This window comes from Pedobacter sp. MC2016-14, assembly GCF_020991475.1.
GTDB lineage: Bacteria > Bacteroidota > Bacteroidia > Sphingobacteriales > Sphingobacteriaceae > Pedobacter.
Window position 1 is genome coordinate 1,087,276 of sequence record NZ_JAJMPA010000001.1, and the last position, 17,395, is coordinate 1,104,670.

General features: G+C 41.4%; 10 protein-coding genes. 7 read left to right on the forward strand and 3 right to left on the reverse strand.

Annotation, left to right across the window (positions count from 1 at the left end):
- Nucleotides 1-23: 23 nt before the first annotated feature.
- Together LPB86_RS04550 and LPB86_RS04555 are read right to left on the reverse strand one after the other, a co-directional pair.
- Nucleotides 24-443: a VOC family protein gene (locus tag LPB86_RS04550; RefSeq protein ID WP_230641405.1), complete on the reverse strand. Its 420-nt coding sequence runs from the start codon at nucleotides 441-443 to the stop codon at nucleotides 24-26.
- Nucleotides 444-611: 168 nt separating this feature from the next.
- Nucleotides 612-1,415: a DUF6266 family protein gene (locus LPB86_RS04555; protein ID WP_230641406.1), complete on the reverse strand. Its 804-nt coding sequence runs from the start codon at nucleotides 1,413-1,415 to the stop codon at nucleotides 612-614.
- Between the two features lie 371 nt (nucleotides 1,416-1,786).
- On the opposite strand from LPB86_RS04555, the gene LPB86_RS04560 reads away from it, so the two are divergent.
- Nucleotides 1,787-5,503 carry an ATP-binding protein gene (locus LPB86_RS04560; RefSeq protein ID WP_230641409.1) on the forward strand — a complete coding sequence of 1,239 codons (3,717 nt, stop codon included), beginning with the start codon at nucleotides 1,787-1,789 and terminating at the stop codon, nucleotides 5,501-5,503.
- Between the two features lie 11 nt (nucleotides 5,504-5,514).
- Here the strand turns inward: LPB86_RS04560 and LPB86_RS04565 are convergent, their stop codons facing one another.
- Nucleotides 5,515-6,903, reverse strand: a complete 1,389-nt coding sequence (locus LPB86_RS04565; RefSeq protein WP_230641410.1) for a hypothetical protein — start codon at nucleotides 6,901-6,903, stop codon at nucleotides 5,515-5,517.
- 179 nt (nucleotides 6,904-7,082) lie between these two features.
- Between LPB86_RS04565 and LPB86_RS04570 the strand changes: the two genes are divergently transcribed.
- From LPB86_RS04570 to LPB86_RS04595, 6 genes are all read left to right on the forward strand, one after another.
- On the forward strand, nucleotides 7,083-8,144 hold the full coding sequence (locus tag LPB86_RS04570) for a substrate-binding domain-containing protein (protein ID WP_230641411.1): 1,062 nt from the start codon (nucleotides 7,083-7,085) through the stop codon (nucleotides 8,142-8,144).
- A gap of 470 nt (nucleotides 8,145-8,614) precedes the next feature.
- Nucleotides 8,615-11,764 (forward strand): TonB-dependent receptor, encoded by a 3,150-nt coding sequence (locus tag LPB86_RS04575; protein WP_230641412.1) that lies wholly within the window; start codon nucleotides 8,615-8,617, stop codon nucleotides 11,762-11,764.
- An 18-nt stretch (nucleotides 11,765-11,782) separates the two neighbouring features.
- On the forward strand, nucleotides 11,783-13,660 hold the full coding sequence (locus LPB86_RS04580) for a RagB/SusD family nutrient uptake outer membrane protein (RefSeq protein ID WP_230641413.1): 1,878 nt from the start codon (nucleotides 11,783-11,785) through the stop codon (nucleotides 13,658-13,660).
- 13 nt (nucleotides 13,661-13,673) lie between these two features.
- Nucleotides 13,674-14,612 carry a DUF5017 domain-containing protein gene (locus LPB86_RS04585; RefSeq protein WP_230641414.1) on the forward strand — a complete coding sequence of 313 codons (939 nt, stop codon included), beginning with the start codon at nucleotides 13,674-13,676 and terminating at the stop codon, nucleotides 14,610-14,612.
- A gap of 7 nt (nucleotides 14,613-14,619) precedes the next feature.
- A complete protein-coding gene (locus tag LPB86_RS04590) occupies nucleotides 14,620-15,600 on the forward strand; it encodes a glycosyl hydrolase family 18 protein (RefSeq protein WP_230641415.1) in 981 nt (326 codons plus the stop codon).
- Complete coding sequence (locus LPB86_RS04595; RefSeq protein ID WP_230641418.1) at nucleotides 15,597-17,387, forward strand: glycosyl hydrolase family 18 protein; 1,791 nt, start codon at nucleotides 15,597-15,599, stop codon at nucleotides 17,385-17,387. The genes LPB86_RS04590 and LPB86_RS04595 overlap by 4 nt, the downstream gene beginning before the upstream one ends.
- The last annotated feature ends 8 nt before the right edge of the window (nucleotides 17,388-17,395 follow it).

A 17,395-nucleotide genomic window follows, 5' to 3' on the forward strand; every position in this document is an offset into this window, starting at 1 on the left:
CACTAGGCGGCTATTGTTGTTTATTAATTTTTAGGATTGTAATTCAGCATCCAGCACACACCATACTTGTCTTTAAAAGAAGCAAAGTAGTCTCCCCAAAACATATCGTCTAAAGGCATTTCCACCTTTCCTCCAGCAGAAAGCGCATTAAAAATGCGCGCAGTTTCTTCTCTGCTGTCTGGCGCCACAGAAATATAATTGTTGTTACCTACATTCAGCACGTGTCCCATAGATTTTACACAGTCAGACGCCATAAGGTGCTGTCCATCCCCTATAGTTAAAGAAACATGCATAGCCATGTTTTTCTCTTCATCAGTGAGATTTTCTGTACCCGGAGCTTCATTCATCTTCATGAGGTACAACTCACCGCCAAAAACCGACTGATAAAACCGGAAAGCTTCTTCTGCATTTCCATCAAAATTTAAATAGGGATTTACTTTCATAGCTAATATTTTTTGTATTGGTAATCAATTAATTATTGTAAAAGTACACAACGCTGTTAAAAATTAGAAAGGTGCAATACGACAAAACCTAAGGGTACTTGCGACAAAATGGTAATTTCAAGTTGCAAATTGATTTACCCGGCAACAGTATTAGCATTCGCTAGCCTGCTATAATGTCTCTATAATCGTAACAGTTAATCCAGTTGCTTTTGCAATATTATCTGCAGATAAGCCCATAGTTTTCAGGTTACGGGCAATGCCACGTACCGCCTGCTCAGAAACATCAGCTGCTTTTTTCTCCAGTTCTGCCGGCACTATGAGTTCAAGGCCATTTGCAGGCTCAATTCTCCCCAAATATAAACTGGTGGATACATCTTTGCGGTCATCTGCATTAAAAGCAATATACAATTCCATTACCCTCGCCATATGGTACTCCTTTAAAGGCAGAATGTCAAATCCCTTTGACTTTTTTGCGCCGCTTGTCTCAAAGACAGCTTTTTTTTCTTCCGGGAAATAAGCCATCATCATGACCTGATCTCTATGTCTCGGCCAGGAGGCTTCATTTTTAGCATCCCATGAGAACCTAAGCCCTTCTTTTACCATTTCTACTTTCGCATTTTCTGGCTTCGGCAATTTGCCATAACTTAAAAGTAGCTTGGCAAAGTTTACGGTTACATCGGGGATATAGCCTGTAAGTGCATCTGGTTTGTTGTATTTGATAAAAAGATTTTGTGGATAACATGGCGTTCCTTCGGATATAGGTCCAAAACCTACATTTATAAATGAACTAACTGCAGCATACAATTCGTTAACTACCGACATTTGTAACAAGTTGTTATTTTGCTCTTCAGTAAAAGGCTTGTAGTTTCTGCCAATTACTCTTGTTACATTTTGCCCCCTCAGCATATAGCTGATTACATTGCCTGCCTTCCCTGTATGAGGACCATTAATTCCTTCAGTTATCTTTCCCATAAACGTTAATTTTAATTTAAATGGTTATCGCTTACCTGTAAAGTTAAATGGAATTTTTACCACATGCAAGGGGTTGCACCTTTTAGTATCTGTAGTACCGCTGTTCGGGATGAGCTTATAATTGCTAAGCTATTTTTCCGCAAATTTAAGATAGTTATTTCGCTTAAATACTAAATCGACCCCCTGTCAACCCCCCATCAACCCCCCGAAAACTCCCCGTCAATTATAACGACGAGACGAACGCAGCCTATAGGTAAGCTGAAACCAGTTATGCAACGCTAGGATATTAGTTTTTTATGAGGATGCTAAGCGATGGTGCAAAATTACTATATATTTGTTAGTCTCGTCATTTCATTTGAAGCCGACAGGAAATGCAATCACTATTTATGACTACTGAAAGTACAGAACAGTTCCTCTCTGGTGGAGGAGAAATGGGTAAGCTCATCCGCTCAATGGATTGGTCTAAAACTGCCCTTGGTCCAATATCATCCTGGCCACAGAGCTTACGTACCTCTGTCAGTTTGTGCTTATCCTCTACTTTTCCAATCCTGATTGCCTGGGGACCTGAAACTATTCAGATCTATAATGACAGTTACAGGCCAATATGCGGGGCAATGCATCCAGAATCGATGGGCGCAAACTTCAGGATATGCTGGGAGTCTGCCCTGGAAGTAGTGGGAGATAAATTTACCCGTGGACAACAAGGCGAAGGAACCTACATTACCGACCAGCAGATGTTCTTGTTCAGATATGGTTACCTGGAAGAAGCATTTATGACATTCTCCTTTGCACCCATTCGTGACGAGTCAGGAGGTGTGGGCGGAATTTTTCACCCGATAACCGAAACTACGGATAAAATGCTTAGCGCCAGACGTACGCTCTCCTTACGGGAACTCGCTGCGGCAATAGGTAAAGCAAAAACAATAGAAGAAATTGGAAATCAAACTACAGAAAAATATGCTGATTATGTAAATGATTTGCCTTTTCTTCTGTTATATAAATATCATGCTGCGGAAAATAAGGCGGTTTTAGTAAATTCAGCAGGCCTGGATGAAGCCGTCCAGCTAGCTCAGCCAGAGGTTGACTTAAATGTAGATAACCCAGTACGCTGGCCATTGGCAAAATGTATGGAAGGTCCAGGGCTGCAGGTGGTAGACGATTTGCCGGATCGTTTTGGAGATTTCGCCTGCAAGCCATATCCGGAGGCTCCGCATAGCGCTGTTTTACAGGCAATCTATTTGTCCGGTCAGCAAGAGCCTTTTGGTTTTCTTGTAGCTGGTGTAAGTTCCAGACGTGCGCTTGATGAAGCTTATTTCGGCTTCTATAATTTACTGGGCAATACTTTCAATACCGCGATATCTAACGTTTATGCCTATGAGCAAGAGCAAAAGCGTGCAGAAGCATTAGCAGAAATAGACCGTTCAAAAACAGCCTTTTTTAGCAATGTCAGTCATGAGTTCCGTACACCCTTAACATTGATGCTTGGTCCTTTAGAAGATCTTTTACAAAAAGAGCTGGATGCTGAAATCCAGGCACCTGTAGAAGCCACGCACCGTAATGCACTCCGGTTACTTAAGTTAGTAAATAACCTGTTAGATTACAGTCGGGTAGAGGCTGGTCGTGCTAAAGCAGCATACCAGCTGATAGATCTTTGTGAATATACCGCCGACCTCGCCAGCAGCTTTCGGTCAATTATTGAGACTGCCGGAATGACTTTAGAAGTAAATACAAAACCTTTTTGCACCCCAGTTTATGCCGATCCTCAGATGTGGGAAAAAATTGTGCTTAACTTGCTCTCCAATGCATTTAAGTACACGCTTGAGGGTACAATAAAAGTCAGCTTAGCACAGCAGGACCAATGGGCCGTTTTAGAAGTTTCCGATACTGGTGTGGGCATTCCAGAGAAGGAGTTGCCCTTTATGTTTCAGCGCTTTCACCGGGTTGAAAATACTGCCGGAAGAACGCATGAGGGAACCGGGATAGGCTTGTCGCTGGTTCATGAGCTTGTCCAACTTCATGGCGGAGAAATTTTGGTGTCGAGTACAATCGAAAAAGGAAGTACTTTCACTGTCAAAATTCCTACAGGTAAAGTCCACCTGCCTGCAGATCATGTGTTTTCTGAAGCCAAGCCGATCGGCTCGGCCGGACTTAAAGATGCCTTTTTACTGGAAGCCGCATCCTTTCTTGAGGGCGACCGTCAAGAAGGAACGCAGGTAAAAATGATGGCTGATGAGGCTGGCTTTTATGCTGAGCATTCACCCGTAATAGGCCAAAGTACAAAGGTTTTGATTGTAGATGACAATTCCGATATGCGGGCTTACCTGAGCCGTCTGTTGAGTCCATATTTTACAATTGATATGGCCACAAACGGGTCTCATGCCCTTCAGAAGATCCAGGATTTCGATCCCGATTTAGTTCTGAGCGATGTAATGATGCCTGTGATGGATGGTAAAGAAATGATTCAGCACATTCGCCGCTCGCGTAGTAAAAGCCGTTTACCTGTTATTTTCCTTTCCGCAAGAGCAGGGGAGGAAGCACGAATTGACGGATTGGAAGCGGGTGCAGATGATTATTTGGTTAAGCCATTTTCAGCCGCAGAACTGCTCACTAAAATCAAAGCACAAATAAAAATAAGTAGCACCCGAAGTCATGCGGAACAGCAACTCCGTAAATTTTTTAGTGAAGCCCCCGTTGCCATTGCATTGTATCGCGGTCCGGATCATTTTATTGAAATGGCAAATGAAAAGATGCTGCAATATTGGGGAAGGGCGGAAGAACAAACCATTGGTAAAAGCCTCGTAGAAGCTATTCCCGAGATGAAAGAACAGGGCTTTTTGGCCATAATGGATAAAATTTATCAAACGGGAGAAAGGTTTGTTTCTGCGGAAATTCCGGTGCAGGTAAACAGGAATGGTATATCCGAAACCAGTTATATTAACCTCACAATAGAGGCTTTACTGGATGAAGACAACCGCATAACCGGGATGACCAGCGTTGCGGCCGATATCACTGAACAAGTAAATGCTCGTTTTGAGCTTCAGAAAGCCAAAGATACGCTTGAACTGGCTATGGACGCTTCAGGAATGGGGATCTGGCAAAGGGACCTTAAAACAGCAGCGCTCAAACTCTCCAAGCGGGCCAGGTCTATTCATGGTATTCCCCTTGACCTGGAAATCTCCTACTTAAATAGTGCAGATACCATTATCCCGGAACATAGAAGCCGGGTACTCGATGTAATCGAAGCAGCTATCAGGAATAGAGCAGTTTTTAATGAAGATTACCAAATTATACCCATGGATGGCGGCAAACCCAAATGGATAAATACGACAGGCAAGATCGAGTTAGATGAAAATGGGGAGCCCATTTCTGTGATCGGAACAATTTTAGACATTACAGAATCAAAAAAGGATGCCATTCGTAAAGATGATTTCATTGGAATGGTTAGTCATGAATTAAAAACACCATTAACCAGTCTGCATGGTTATGTTCAGCTTTTGGAGCGAAATGCGAAGAAAACTGAAGACCAGTTTGCTGAGCGCTCCTTGCAGAAAGTAGCGGGTTATGTAAAAAGGATGAGCGATATGATCAATGGCTTTCTCAACGTTTCAAGACTGGAATCTGGAAAAATTCATTTGAACAGACAGCCTTTTGAATTTAATACATTGGTTTCGGAAATGGTTGAAGATGCCCTTTCGGTTTCCTCAGAAAGGGAGATCTTTTTTATGCCTGGAAATGAAGTAAGCGTAATTGGCGACCGTGATAAAATTGGCTCTGTGATTTCCAATTTACTAAGTAATGCCATAAAGTATTCCAAAGCGCAGATGCCAATTGTTGTCAGCTGTTTTTCTTCTGATGGTAAAATTACACTCGCTGTAAAAGATCAGGGTATGGGCATCAGTGCTACAGATGTGGAAAGGCTTTTCGATCGCTATTATCGGGTGGACAATCCGGAAATGACAAATATTTCCGGTTTTGGCATTGGCTTGTATTTATGCGCGGAGATTGTGCGTCGTCATAATGGAAAGATTTGGGCAGAAAGTGAACTGGGTATAGGCTCTACATTTCAGTTTGAGATTCCCGTACAATAATTATCAATTTTCTATTGAGGAGCTGCGTGCGATGCTGTTACAGGGGAAAATTGCCCAACAACGGCACCTTTCAAGTCAAACAGTGTATACTCATCTTTTTTTAAAGAACCGATGTAACCGTTTTTGTGCTTCACAAGCTGTTCGGTAATACAACAGCTGGGCAGGTCGGCCGTCCACTCTATTTTCCCATTTTTGATGTTGAGTTTTTGGAGTTTATAATTTCTATTTTCACTGGCATCACCTTTCATTTGGATGATCAGCGTAGTGTCGTCTTCGTAGGCTATTTTTGGGAAGAAATAATTTCTGCCAGGTGTTAAGTCTTTGGCCCCCAATATGCGGCAGGAAGCTTCATTATATACGCCAAACAATGACTTCACATAGGGGTCGTTGCTGGTGTAAAAACCATTCCCGCCAGCGGCGAAGTAGTCCTTGAACCATGACATGCTGCCCGGTAGTTTCTTTGGGCCGGGTCCGTTATCCAGATAGCTTACTTTTAGCAGCTGGATTTTCTCATCCGGGAAGTCCGAACTTTCCGTACTGAAGGTGTGGTATATCTTTTTCCTGCCAGTGGGAAGTAAGTTCTTAAACCCCCATTCTGCCCGCGCCCGTTCATCTGTAGTGGCTTTGTAGACTTTTTGAATCAACGGATAGTAGTAATATTTTTTTCCGTCGTTGGTAGATACCACCAAAGCATCACCACGGTCGTCCGAGTCAAAATCGACACCCGCAATGCCGACTTCAAATTTTGGTTGTGTACTGAAGTAATTTTTCCCGGCATTCAGTAATCTAAAGCCATCTTTGTCTAACCGGTACAGCTGATCCTTCAGTATCACATATACATTGCCATCTGAAAAAGTCCTGAATTTGAACTTAGTACCCGACATTTCATTTTCAAGTTTCGCTTCCTTAATCAGCTTCTTGTTTACAGGATCATAGAACTGGAGGTAAACTCCCGTTTTTTGATAGTCTGCAGAGTCCTTGTACTCACGATGTATTACATTCATCACCACAGGTTCCTGGGTGGATGGTTTGCTAAAGGTGTAAGCCGTTATGGCCTCCTCTACAAAAGGTATGGGTTTTTCCTTTTGTTCTTCAGCTACCGCAGATATTACTGCACCACTATTATTGGAAGGTGTAAATATATTGATCAGGAGATTGATCAGGAAAATTCCAACTACGACCACAACAATACCAGTAATTAGGTTTTTGGCCTGCTTTGGATCCAGGATAGGTTTTTGGGCATTTGTATTGTGGTTATGGTTATAATTTACGGTGATGTCATCGTTATCCAAAAAGTATTCAGTCAGGCAATTGTTGCAACGGTATATTTCAGGCTTAATTTCTGTTTTTGCAGTACTTGAGCATTGCGGGCACTTAATTGCTTTAATTTCTTTAGCCATTATTTTTGGGGCGGTTGATTGCAGTGCTGCTGCAAGTATTATACCATTAAATAACACTTACGCTCCCAACTAGGTACATTGAATTTACAAAGCAGCTTATCAAGGGATTATTTTGGATATCCAAAAATTGTCTCTATATTCGGTTACGTACACGTTTTTGATGAAATACTTTCAAGACAATGCAGAGCAATAAACCAGAATTGACAGGTGTTAAAGAGATAGCGAGGAGGGCCAATGTGTCTATCGGAACTGTTGACCGCGTTTTAAACAACCGCACGGGGGTTTCGGAGAAGACTAAAGCAAGGATTCTGGAAATTATTCAGGAGCTCGACTATCAACCCAATATCTTAGCCAGGAGGCTGGCTTCAAAAAAGACACTTAATATCGCGGTATTGATTCCTTCTGTATCATCCGAAACAAATTATTGGCAGGCACCTCTGGAAGGGATCAACGAAGCTGAGGCTGAAGTTAAGCGCTATGGTATTACAATAGACAAGTATTTCTTTGATCAGAATGACAAACAGTCCTTCATGGCCCAAACGGTGGAAATCCTTAAAAGGCCTCTCGACGGAGTGTTGATGGCGCCCATGTTTATGGAAGAATCAAGGGTGTTTGCAGACGAATGCAAGAAATTAAATGTACCCTATTTGTTCATCAACTCAGATATACCCGGCCACAATAGCCTTTGTTATATAGGACCGGAATTGCACCAAAGTGGTTGCGTTGCGGCGGATTTGATCCGGTACCTGGTGGCGGAAACCGATGAAGTTTTAGTGGTCAATATTTCCAGGGAAATAGATAACCTCCACCATTTACTCAGAAAAGAGGAAGGATTTAGAGATTACCTGATCAAACACGAAAAAAAGAACCCGGTGGTAAAATTAGACATCAGGGATACCAGTTACCTTGCTGTTAAAAGAGAGCTCGCTGCTGTGTTGAACAGCCGTAACATAAAAGCCATCTTCGTGACCAATTCAAGAGTGTCATCTGTGGCGCAGTATTTAGAAGAATCAAATACCAATGGCATTAAGCTGATTGGCTACGATTTTTTGGAAGAAAATATCGAATATCTAAAAAAGGGAATTATCGAATTTTTAATCAGTCAGAAGCCAAAAGAGCAAGGTTATAAAGGAATTATTACTTTGTATAACTATTTAGTGCATTCCATGCTGCTTGGTAAGACCCATTTTATGCCGATTGATATTATTACTAAAGAAAATTACAGTTTTTACAAAAATTAATCGCCCTTTAACGCTATTTGGGCTGTTTTTTAAAATAAAACATATTATGTTTAAAATATATCGTGTACGTACCCGAAAATTTACTACCTTAGCTTTTAGTACTTTATGAATCGTTCATTACTGTTCATAAAGCACTAAACTGAACCACTAAACCCACCCAAAATTATGAAAACCGCCATTCTATTTTCAGAACCACCCAAATTCAGTTCGAATCCTCGAAAATTACGATCAAAATTAGTTGATTTCTATAGATTGATTAATTTCTTTTTTCGTGTACGTACCCGTTCTTACGCCGACGTATATATGTAAAGTGTGCTACGGCATTTATTAATAATGCTGGACGTTTACATTTTGCCGTTAATCCAACCTGTTGCTGGCTATTGTGATGCTGCAACTGTTTTAACAAACCGATTTAAGATTAATTAATTTATAAAAATATGAGGATAAAATTTACCTTAAATAAATGCTTTTTGGCATACATACTAATCAATGTTATTGCGTATGCCCATCTTCCTTTTGCTATGGCACAGCAAGTAAAGACCGTAACAGGTGTTGTGAATAGCAAACAAGGTAACCAGACCTTGCCTGGTGTAAGCGTAAAAGTAAAAAATAGTGCAGTTGCCGTAATGACCAATACAAATGGCGTTTACAGCATTAAATGTAAAGATGCAGATGTGCTTGTGTTTTCGTCTGTTGGTTTTGAAGCTGTAGAAATTGCGGTTGGCAAAAAAACGGTGATCAACGCGACATTAAAAGATGATCCTAAATTGTTGAATGATGTTGTAGTTATTGGTTATGGAGCAGTAAAAAAAGCTGATTTAACCGGATCTGTAGGGCAGGTAAAAATGGCAGAGCTTGAAACAGCGCCTGTGATGTCTTTTGAGCAGGCCTTAGCGGGTCGCGTAGCCGGTGTACAAGTTTCTTCTTCCAGCGGTCAGCCAGGTAAAGAAGGCCTCAATATTGTAATCCGTGGAGCGGGTTCACTAACGCAAAGTAATGCGCCGTTATACGTGGTGGATGGTTTCCCTAACGAAAGTTTTGATGCAGGAACCTTAAATATGAATGACATAGAGTCCATTAATATATTGAAAGATGCATCGGCAATAGCCATTTATGGTGCCAGAGGTGCAAACGGGGTCATCATTGTTGAAACGAAGAAAGGAAAAATCGGAGAGCCGGTCATTACGTATAACGGTTCATTAGGTTTTCAGGATCTCAGGAAACGATTGGAGATGATGAAACCCTATGAATTTGTAAAGTATGAAATAGAAAGGGGATTTGGAGAAAGGTATTTGCAAGGTGATCCAGCAGATCCACTTGATGACCGTACACTCGACTATTATGCAAATGTGGCCGGTGTAGATTGGCAGGACGAGTTTTTTAGAACTGGTAAAACCAATATTCATAACCTGGCCGTTAGAGGGGGAACCGGACAAACACGATATTCGGTCTCAGGCTCTGTTTATGACAATGAGGCGGTGATCATCAATACAGGCAATGGCAGGTATCAGGGAAGGATATCGCTGGATCAAACTATTAATAAGAAAATAAGAGGAGGGATCAACCTTAATTATAGTTCGCAAAGTTTCTTCGGTCGTGAGGCCAGTGCAACAAGCAGGGACAATGCCGCGGTTTCCAGCTATTTATTGTTTTCTGTTTTGGGATACAGGCCGGTAACAGGAAGTATCAGCTTCAATGAAGATGATTTTTTAAACAGCTTTACCGACTCGGAAGTGAGCGGAACAGATGATTACAGGGTAAACCCAATTCTTGCTACCAATAACGAGTACAATAAAAGTATCATCAACAATTTAGCTACCAATGCTTTTGTACAATATGATATCATTAAAGGTCTAGCTTTGAAAAGCACAGTGTCTTTAAGCACTGGTAATTCTGTGAGGTCATATTTTTATAATGCCAATACTCCTCAGGGCAATCCCAATAACCCACAAAATAGTAAAGGACAATGGGGTGGTAAAGACAATAGAAGCAATTATATATGGTCTAATGAAAATACCCTGACTTACAAAAAGACCATCAATAAAGACCATAGCTATGATGCTATGGTAGGTTTCTCTACCCAGAAAGGAAGCGTAAGGACTGATGGATTTTCTTCCATTAATGTTGGAAATCCTGCCTTAGGTGTGGACGGGCTTAGTGCGGGTACACCATTTAGTGCGGTAGCTACGGCTTCAGAATATACTCTTGAATCGTATTTGAGCAGGGTTAATTACAATTATAAATCTAAATACCTTTTTACGGCAACTTTCCGTGCAGATGGCTCTTCGAGGTTTCCGGAAGGTCAGCGCTGGGGTTATTTTCCTTCGGGAGCCCTTGCATGGAGGATGAGCAGCGAGCCTTTTATGAAAAGCCTCAGTTTTGTCAGTGATGCAAAACTGAGGGTAAGTTACGGCCTTACTGGCAACAACCGGGTTGACGACTATGCATCATTCAATTTATTAAACACGGTTATAGATGCTTCTTACTCATGGAACAATGGGTCGCCAACATTAGGTACTTATGTATCAAGACTTGGTAACAGTGATCTTAAATGGGAAACTTCAGCCCAAACAGATATTGGATATGACCTTTCCTTGTTTAAAGGCAGGATAGAGCTTGTGGCTGATGTGTATAGAAAAGATACTAAAGACTTGCTGTTGAATGCGGCAATGCCAAGCCATACTGGTTTTACCACTGTTTATAAAAATATTGGTGCGATTAGAAATGAGGGGGTTGAGTTAACGTTGAATACAATAAACATCAAGACGAAGAACTTCTCCTGGCAATCTAATTTCAACATCACCTTTAACAAAAACAAGGTTTTAGCACTTACTGAAGGTGAAAGTAACCGCTTAGAAACCATACAGTGGTATCAGGCTTATACCAGCACGCCACTTTACATTACCGAAGTCGGCCAGCCTGCCGGTCAGTTTTTGGGGTTCATTTGGGAAGGAAATTATCAATACAGTGATTTTGATGAAACTGCCCCAGGAGTTTATAAATTGAAAACTGGTATTCCTAACAATGGAAATACAGCCGTACAACCAGGAGATATTAAATACAAAGACCTGAATGGTGATGGAACAGTTAATGATAATGACCGTACCATTATAGGCCGTGGAACACCAATCCACACCGGTGGTTTTTCAACTACTTTTAATTACAAAGGATTTAATTTGGGTGTTTTCTTCCAGTGGTCGTACGGTAACGATATCATCAATGCAAATAAAGTTTTATTTGAAGGTAGTTCATTGAATTTATTGAACCAGTTTGCCTCTTACGAAAACAGGTGGACAACAGATAACCCGACTAATGAAAATTATAGGGTAGCAGGCTTCGGGCCTGCAGGCAGATATTCCAGTAAACTTATTGAAGACGGATCATACTTAAGGTTAAAAACGCTAAGTATTGGCTATGATATTCCGGCGAAAATCCTGTCAAGGTTTAAAATCAAAAATTTAGGTTTTACAGCAGCTGCTCAAAACCTGCTAACCTGGACAAAGTACACGGGCTATGATCCGGAGGTGTCTACCAGGAACTCGGTACTCACACCGGGATTTGATTATTCGGCCTATCCAAATGCCAGAACAATGGTTTTTGGCTTAAAGTTAACATTGTAAATAGTTTATATCATGAATATGAAGACTAAAAACTTTTTAATGCTATTAGCAGGGATCCTATTCCTGAGTGCATGCACAAAATTTCTGGACACTGAACCTTTGTCAAGTAATGTACCTGAGAATTTTTATAATACCGAAAAACAGATGATGTCTGCATTGGCGGGTGTTTACGACAGGATAGGGAGGTCGCAGACTTATGGTGACCAAATGCTTGGCCGCATGGCACTTGATGCGGATGAGGCGTTTTTTGGCCGCACCTCTACCGTTGAAGGTGTAGCCATCAATAAAGCCTCGGCAAGTGATATCAATGTGGCCAATAACTGGACTTTTTGGTACGACGGAATTAACAGGGCCAATTACCTGTTGCAAAACATCAAAAAACCGCAGATGGACTCTGTAGCGAGAAATGCAGTGGAAGGTGAGGCCCTTTTTCTAAGAGCTTACTACTATTTTATGCTGGTAAAACATTGGGGCGATGTGCCGTTGATTTTAACGCCTGTGGAATCTGCTACAGATACCTATTCGCCAAGAGTGCCAGCGAAACAGGTTTACGAGCAAATTCTTGCAGATATGAAACGTGCGGAAGGTTTGGTTAAAACAGCCAAACAAGTAGGATTTGGTGGCAGGGTAAATAAGTCTGCCGTGCGTGGCATATTAGCCAGGGTGTGTTTACACATGGCAGGCCAGCCCATTAATGATGTGACTAAATATCAGGAAGCGCGCGACTGGGCCTTAAAAGTAATGAAGCCTGATCCTGAAGATGGTTTTCAGCATTCGCTGAATCCTTCTTATCAAAATGTGTTTATCAATTATTGCCAGGATAAATATGACATCAATGAATCCATCTGGGAAATTGAATTTCAGGGAAATGCAACAGATTCCTATCAGGAAACTGGCAGGGTAGGCAGTAATAACGGGATAGCATACAGTGGCACTGATCCTAATTATGGCTATAGTTATGCTTATGTATATACCACTGCCCGCTTATGGTATATGTTTGATAATCCAACCGCGTTGCTTTCGGCAGATGAACGCAGGGATTGGTCGATAGCACCTTACACTACAGCGGGTACTCCGGTTATTGAAACCGCGATTCCAATTGCAAATATTTATCAGCGTTCCAGCGGTAAATGGCGCAGGGAACTGGAACTTGTCAATCCGAAAACCACAAACTGGGGGCCGATTAATTTTCCATTGTTGCGCTATTCTGATGTCTTGCTGATGTTTGCAGAAGCGGATTATAAAGTAAATGGTAATACGCCAACAACTGCCGCTATTGATGCAGTGAATCAAGTAAGAAGAAGGGCTTATGGAAAAGACTTGCCGAATGAATCGGTAAGGATGGTTCAGGTTACCACCGCTGGAACGGGTTATAAAACTGCACCAACAGTTGTGATTAGTGATGGTGGAGGAACAGGTGCAACTGCTAAGGCCTTCATTAGCGCGGCCGGTGTGGTAACCAGAGTAAAGGTATTGACAGAAGGCACAGGTTATACTACGGCGCCTACGGTTACTTTTGTTGGCGGGTCACCAACCACTACTGCTGTGGCCACTTCTTTAATCAGTACCAGAAGAACAAGTACGTATTTATTGACATCTACGCAGATAGACAATTTTCAAATTACGATAGAAGAAGAGCGGTCAAGAGAATTGTGTTTTGAGAGCCTGCGTAAAGGTGATTTGATTCGTTGGGGTAAATACTTGAGCAATATGGACCGTGTGGCAAAAGATTTTGCCGGCCTTAATGCACCTGGAATCCCTGCACCTAATGCAGCCAATGAGCGTAATGGTGCTGCTTATTTTACAAATGTTTCTGCAAAGGATCTGTTATGGCCGCTTTCTCCTAAAGAGATGTCATTAAATACAGGTTTAAGACCACAAAATCCTGGATACTAAAAATATAAAGAAGATGAAAAAATATTTTTTCCTATTGATTATAGCCGCGATAACGATCTCTTGTGAGAAGTTTCCCGCTTCGGAGGTGTCTTTTGATGTAAAGACAGATTCCGCAAATTATAAAGTGAATGACAAGGTTGTGTTTAAGTTTAACGGTGATGCCAACCAGATTTCTTTTTACTCTGGAAAAGTGGGTAATGAATACAGTTATAAAGACGTAAAAAGAATTGACTCTTTAAAAGAACTGAACTTTTCATTTCAAACTCACAATACCCAAACTGAGGCGGGTGTGGTGGTGACTGTATTGATCTCTACTGATTTTAACGGGGTATATGATTATGAAAATGTAACCAAAGCAACCTGGACAGATGTGACCTCCAAATATACTTTTGGTCCATTTGGGGTTTTCTCCGGCACTTCGCCAGCATGGACAGCCTCAACCGTTCAAAATATCTTAAGCTTTACTAAACCTGGAAAACCTTATTACATTGCTTTTAAGTATTACGCGCCTGCCTATCCGATGGGCACCGTGCCTAGCCGCAACTGGCGGACACAATTGAGCGTGTTAAATGGGGTTACCACCTTTGGAACCACGCAGGCCCTGGCTACGTTTACAGGTATGGGATGGAAACAGGTGAAGAAAAATCCATTGGCTGTAACCAACAGTACGGTATCTTCTTCTATCATGTTGTTCGCTTATCCGGCTGCAGCTTCGGTTTATAACCGTTTAGAGTATGAAGAATGGGGTATTTCGAAAGCATTTCAGGCCGATAAAATAGACTTAGGGTTAGATTTCGGAGTGCCGATTAAGCAATATGTAGATCCGCAGCTAACGGAATATTCAACTACATATACCTCACCGGGGGTATATAAAGCAACTTTCGTGGCGTCTAATACCACTAAAGACAATGATAGTAAGGTGGTTAGGGAAGTATTGATCACAGTCAAATAAATCCGATATGAATTATAAAGTAGTTGTAGTCCTGACCACATTATGTTTAGTATTTCTCCAGAAGAAGGTTATTGCTCAGTTTAAGGTGGTGGGTTATATCCGCCCTAAAACGAGTATGCTGGCAGATCTGGAAAAAATAGATCTTGCTAAATTAACCCATTTAAATATTGCCTTTATTAATCCCGATACCACAGGTAATTTTGCAGACATGCCTGCGCTGGATATGGTCGTGAAGCTGGCGCATCAACACAACGTTAAAGTGTTGATGTCTTGCGGTGGAGGAAGTCGGCAGGCTTATTACGGAAAGTTACTGAAGGACGACAGGAGAGCAGAAGTTGTTAAGAATTTCATCAATTTCGTAAAGAAATATAAACTTGATGGTGTAGATGTAGATATTGAGGGCGATGACATCGATGAAAATTATGAAAAATTTGTAGTGGAGTTGAGAAAGCCATTGGCAGAAAAGAAAAAGTTGCTGACGGCAGCTTTAGCTTATTACACCCGCAACAAAATTTCGGATCAGGCGCTGGAGCAGTTTGACTTTATCAATGTGATGGCTTATGATAAAACAGGACCATGGCGTCCTGCAAATCCTGGTCAACATTCGCCAATGTCATATGCCGTTGAGCATTTAAACTATTGGACAAAAGAGCGAGGGGTTAAGCTACCGAAAGAAAAGGTGATCATTGGTGTACCCTTTTACGCTTACGGCTTTGGTACCGTGCCTGCCGCAAATGCTGGCTACAGGGAGCTGTCTTGGGCAACTATTGTTAAAAAATTCCCTGAATCAAAAAACAGTGACGAAATTGTTTTGCCGGATAATGGCGGCACCCTATATTACAATGGAATGCCAACCATCAAAGAAAAGACAAAATTAGCTTTAAACCAGGCTGGTGGTATAATGATCTGGCAATTGATGCACGACAGTTTCGACGAAAATTCTATGTTAAAAGTGATAGACGATACCATTAAACAAGGGAAACAATGATGACGAAACGAGTATTTTTGATCTTCCTGTTGATGAGCTTTGGTTTCATCACCAGGGCACAATTTAAAGTAGTGGCCTATTTGCCGAACTTTTCAAAGGATTTGCATAAGCACATCAATGCTTTTGATTTTACTAAAATTACCCACCTTAACCTGGCATTTTTTAATCCCGATGAAAATGGAGATTTCCCGGAATGGCAAAGTGCCGGTGTAAATGAAGTTGTGACAAAAGCGCATAAAAACAAAGTTAAAGTGCTGCTTTCGTTGGCTGGGGGCAGCGACCAGAGTCAGTATGCTAAATTGTTAATGCCGGAAAACCGAGCGGCATTTATTACTAAAGTGATGGCCCTGTTAGCGCAATTTAAGGCTGATGGTATTGATGTGGATATAGAAGGGAAAAACATTGATGCCAATTATGAGGCATTTGTACTGGAACTCTCGGCACTATTGAAAGCAAAAGGTAAATTGATTACCGGGGCGGTAGCATGGGGTACGCGAACTAAAATAACAGATGCTTGTTTGAAAGCGTATGATTTTATAAATGTTATGTCTTATGGCCGTAATATCCAGTCGCACGCTGCAATAGAATATGCCCGCCAGCACATTGATTATTGGAAGGGCGTAAGGAGCTTACCTGCAAGTAAAATTGTCATCGGTATTGCCTTTTATGCCCGCTATGATACTGAAAAATCTTTTGTAACTATAAAATACGGGGATTTGTTGAAGCAGTATCCCGGTGCGGAGCGTAAAGATTACATTAAACGTAATGAGGACGGCTTGGTGATCAGCTACCACAATGCAGAAAATACGAAGAACAGAACGGCATTGGCACTTAGTGAATGTGGAGGGATAATGATCTGGCAGGTCTTGCAGGATGCTACTGGTGACAGCTCATTGCTAAAGGCCATCGATGATAAAATCCATGAAACCAAAGGCTGGAAAACGCCTTATATCACCTGGAAATACGATTTAGGTACAGGTTCAGGCAATGGTGCTGAATCCTTTAACTCGGCCTCAGCAGAAAATGTTTCCGTTTCACAGAAAACAGCGTCGGGTGGATTTTTACCTTATCCTTTTCATGGAATAGCCCGTGTATCTTTACCCCGAAACTCAGGTGGTAGCTTTATGCTGCTAACAGATAAGGATACCACAAAGATTGAAATAACGGCTGCATCTACAGGATCAGCTGGTAAATTGAGTTGGTACAATGTTACAGAAGCGACGCCGTTAACCACAGTAGCGTTTACATTGAAACTTGATGCCCCTTTAACAAACGGACAACTGATTATCCCCTTTGGGAAAGGAACAACAGTTAATAGTACCTTCAATAACGGAAGTCAGTTGACTTCAGTCCAAACTCCCGGCGTTTTTGGGGCTTTGCGGTTAGATTTTTATGCCGGAAATTTTGCTACCGCATCTTACCGCAATTCGAGTTATACATATAACTCAATTAAAAATAATGTGTTTAATAAAACAGGAACTTACAAAGTAGAGCTTTACTGTAATAACAATACCATTAGCCGGGCATATGTTAAGGGAACGCAAACGTATACCATACCCCCGCAAACATTCAATTTGTGGGTTAATGGTGTTTTGATCCAGGGTGCTGGGGCATTGGTCAACTTTCCGGCTACCGGAGAATTAGCAGCTAATGAGGTCATAAACAGTTTTACTTTTAATACTTCAGGCAATACAGGTACGCCGGCATCTGTACCGGTGACGAAGCCTAATTCATTAAAAGCAATACTGTCTGGCATATCAATGACATTTGCATCTATTTTAAACTAAATTATAAG

Bases quoted from the DNA above. Each gene is read 5' to 3' on its own strand.
- LPB86_RS04550 (WP_230641405.1), bottom strand. From the start codon at position 443: ATGAAAGTAAATCCCTATTTAAATTTTGATGGAAATGCAGAAGAAGCT.
- LPB86_RS04555 (WP_230641406.1), bottom strand. From the start codon at position 1,415: ATGGGAAAGATAACTGAAGGAATTAATGGTCCTCATACAGGGAAGGCA.
- LPB86_RS04560 (WP_230641409.1), top strand. From the start codon at position 1,787: ATGCAATCACTATTTATGACTACTGAAAGTACAGAACAGTTCCTCTCT.
- LPB86_RS04565 (WP_230641410.1), bottom strand. From the start codon at position 6,903: ATGGCTAAAGAAATTAAAGCAATTAAGTGCCCGCAATGCTCAAGTACT.
- LPB86_RS04570 (WP_230641411.1), top strand. From the start codon at position 7,083: ATGCAGAGCAATAAACCAGAATTGACAGGTGTTAAAGAGATAGCGAGG.
- LPB86_RS04580 (WP_230641413.1), top strand. From the start codon at position 11,783: ATGAAGACTAAAAACTTTTTAATGCTATTAGCAGGGATCCTATTCCTG.
- LPB86_RS04585 (WP_230641414.1), top strand. From the start codon at position 13,674: ATGAAAAAATATTTTTTCCTATTGATTATAGCCGCGATAACGATCTCT.
- LPB86_RS04590 (WP_230641415.1), top strand. From the start codon at position 14,620: ATGAATTATAAAGTAGTTGTAGTCCTGACCACATTATGTTTAGTATTT.
- LPB86_RS04595 (WP_230641418.1), top strand. From the start codon at position 15,597: ATGATGACGAAACGAGTATTTTTGATCTTCCTGTTGATGAGCTTTGGT.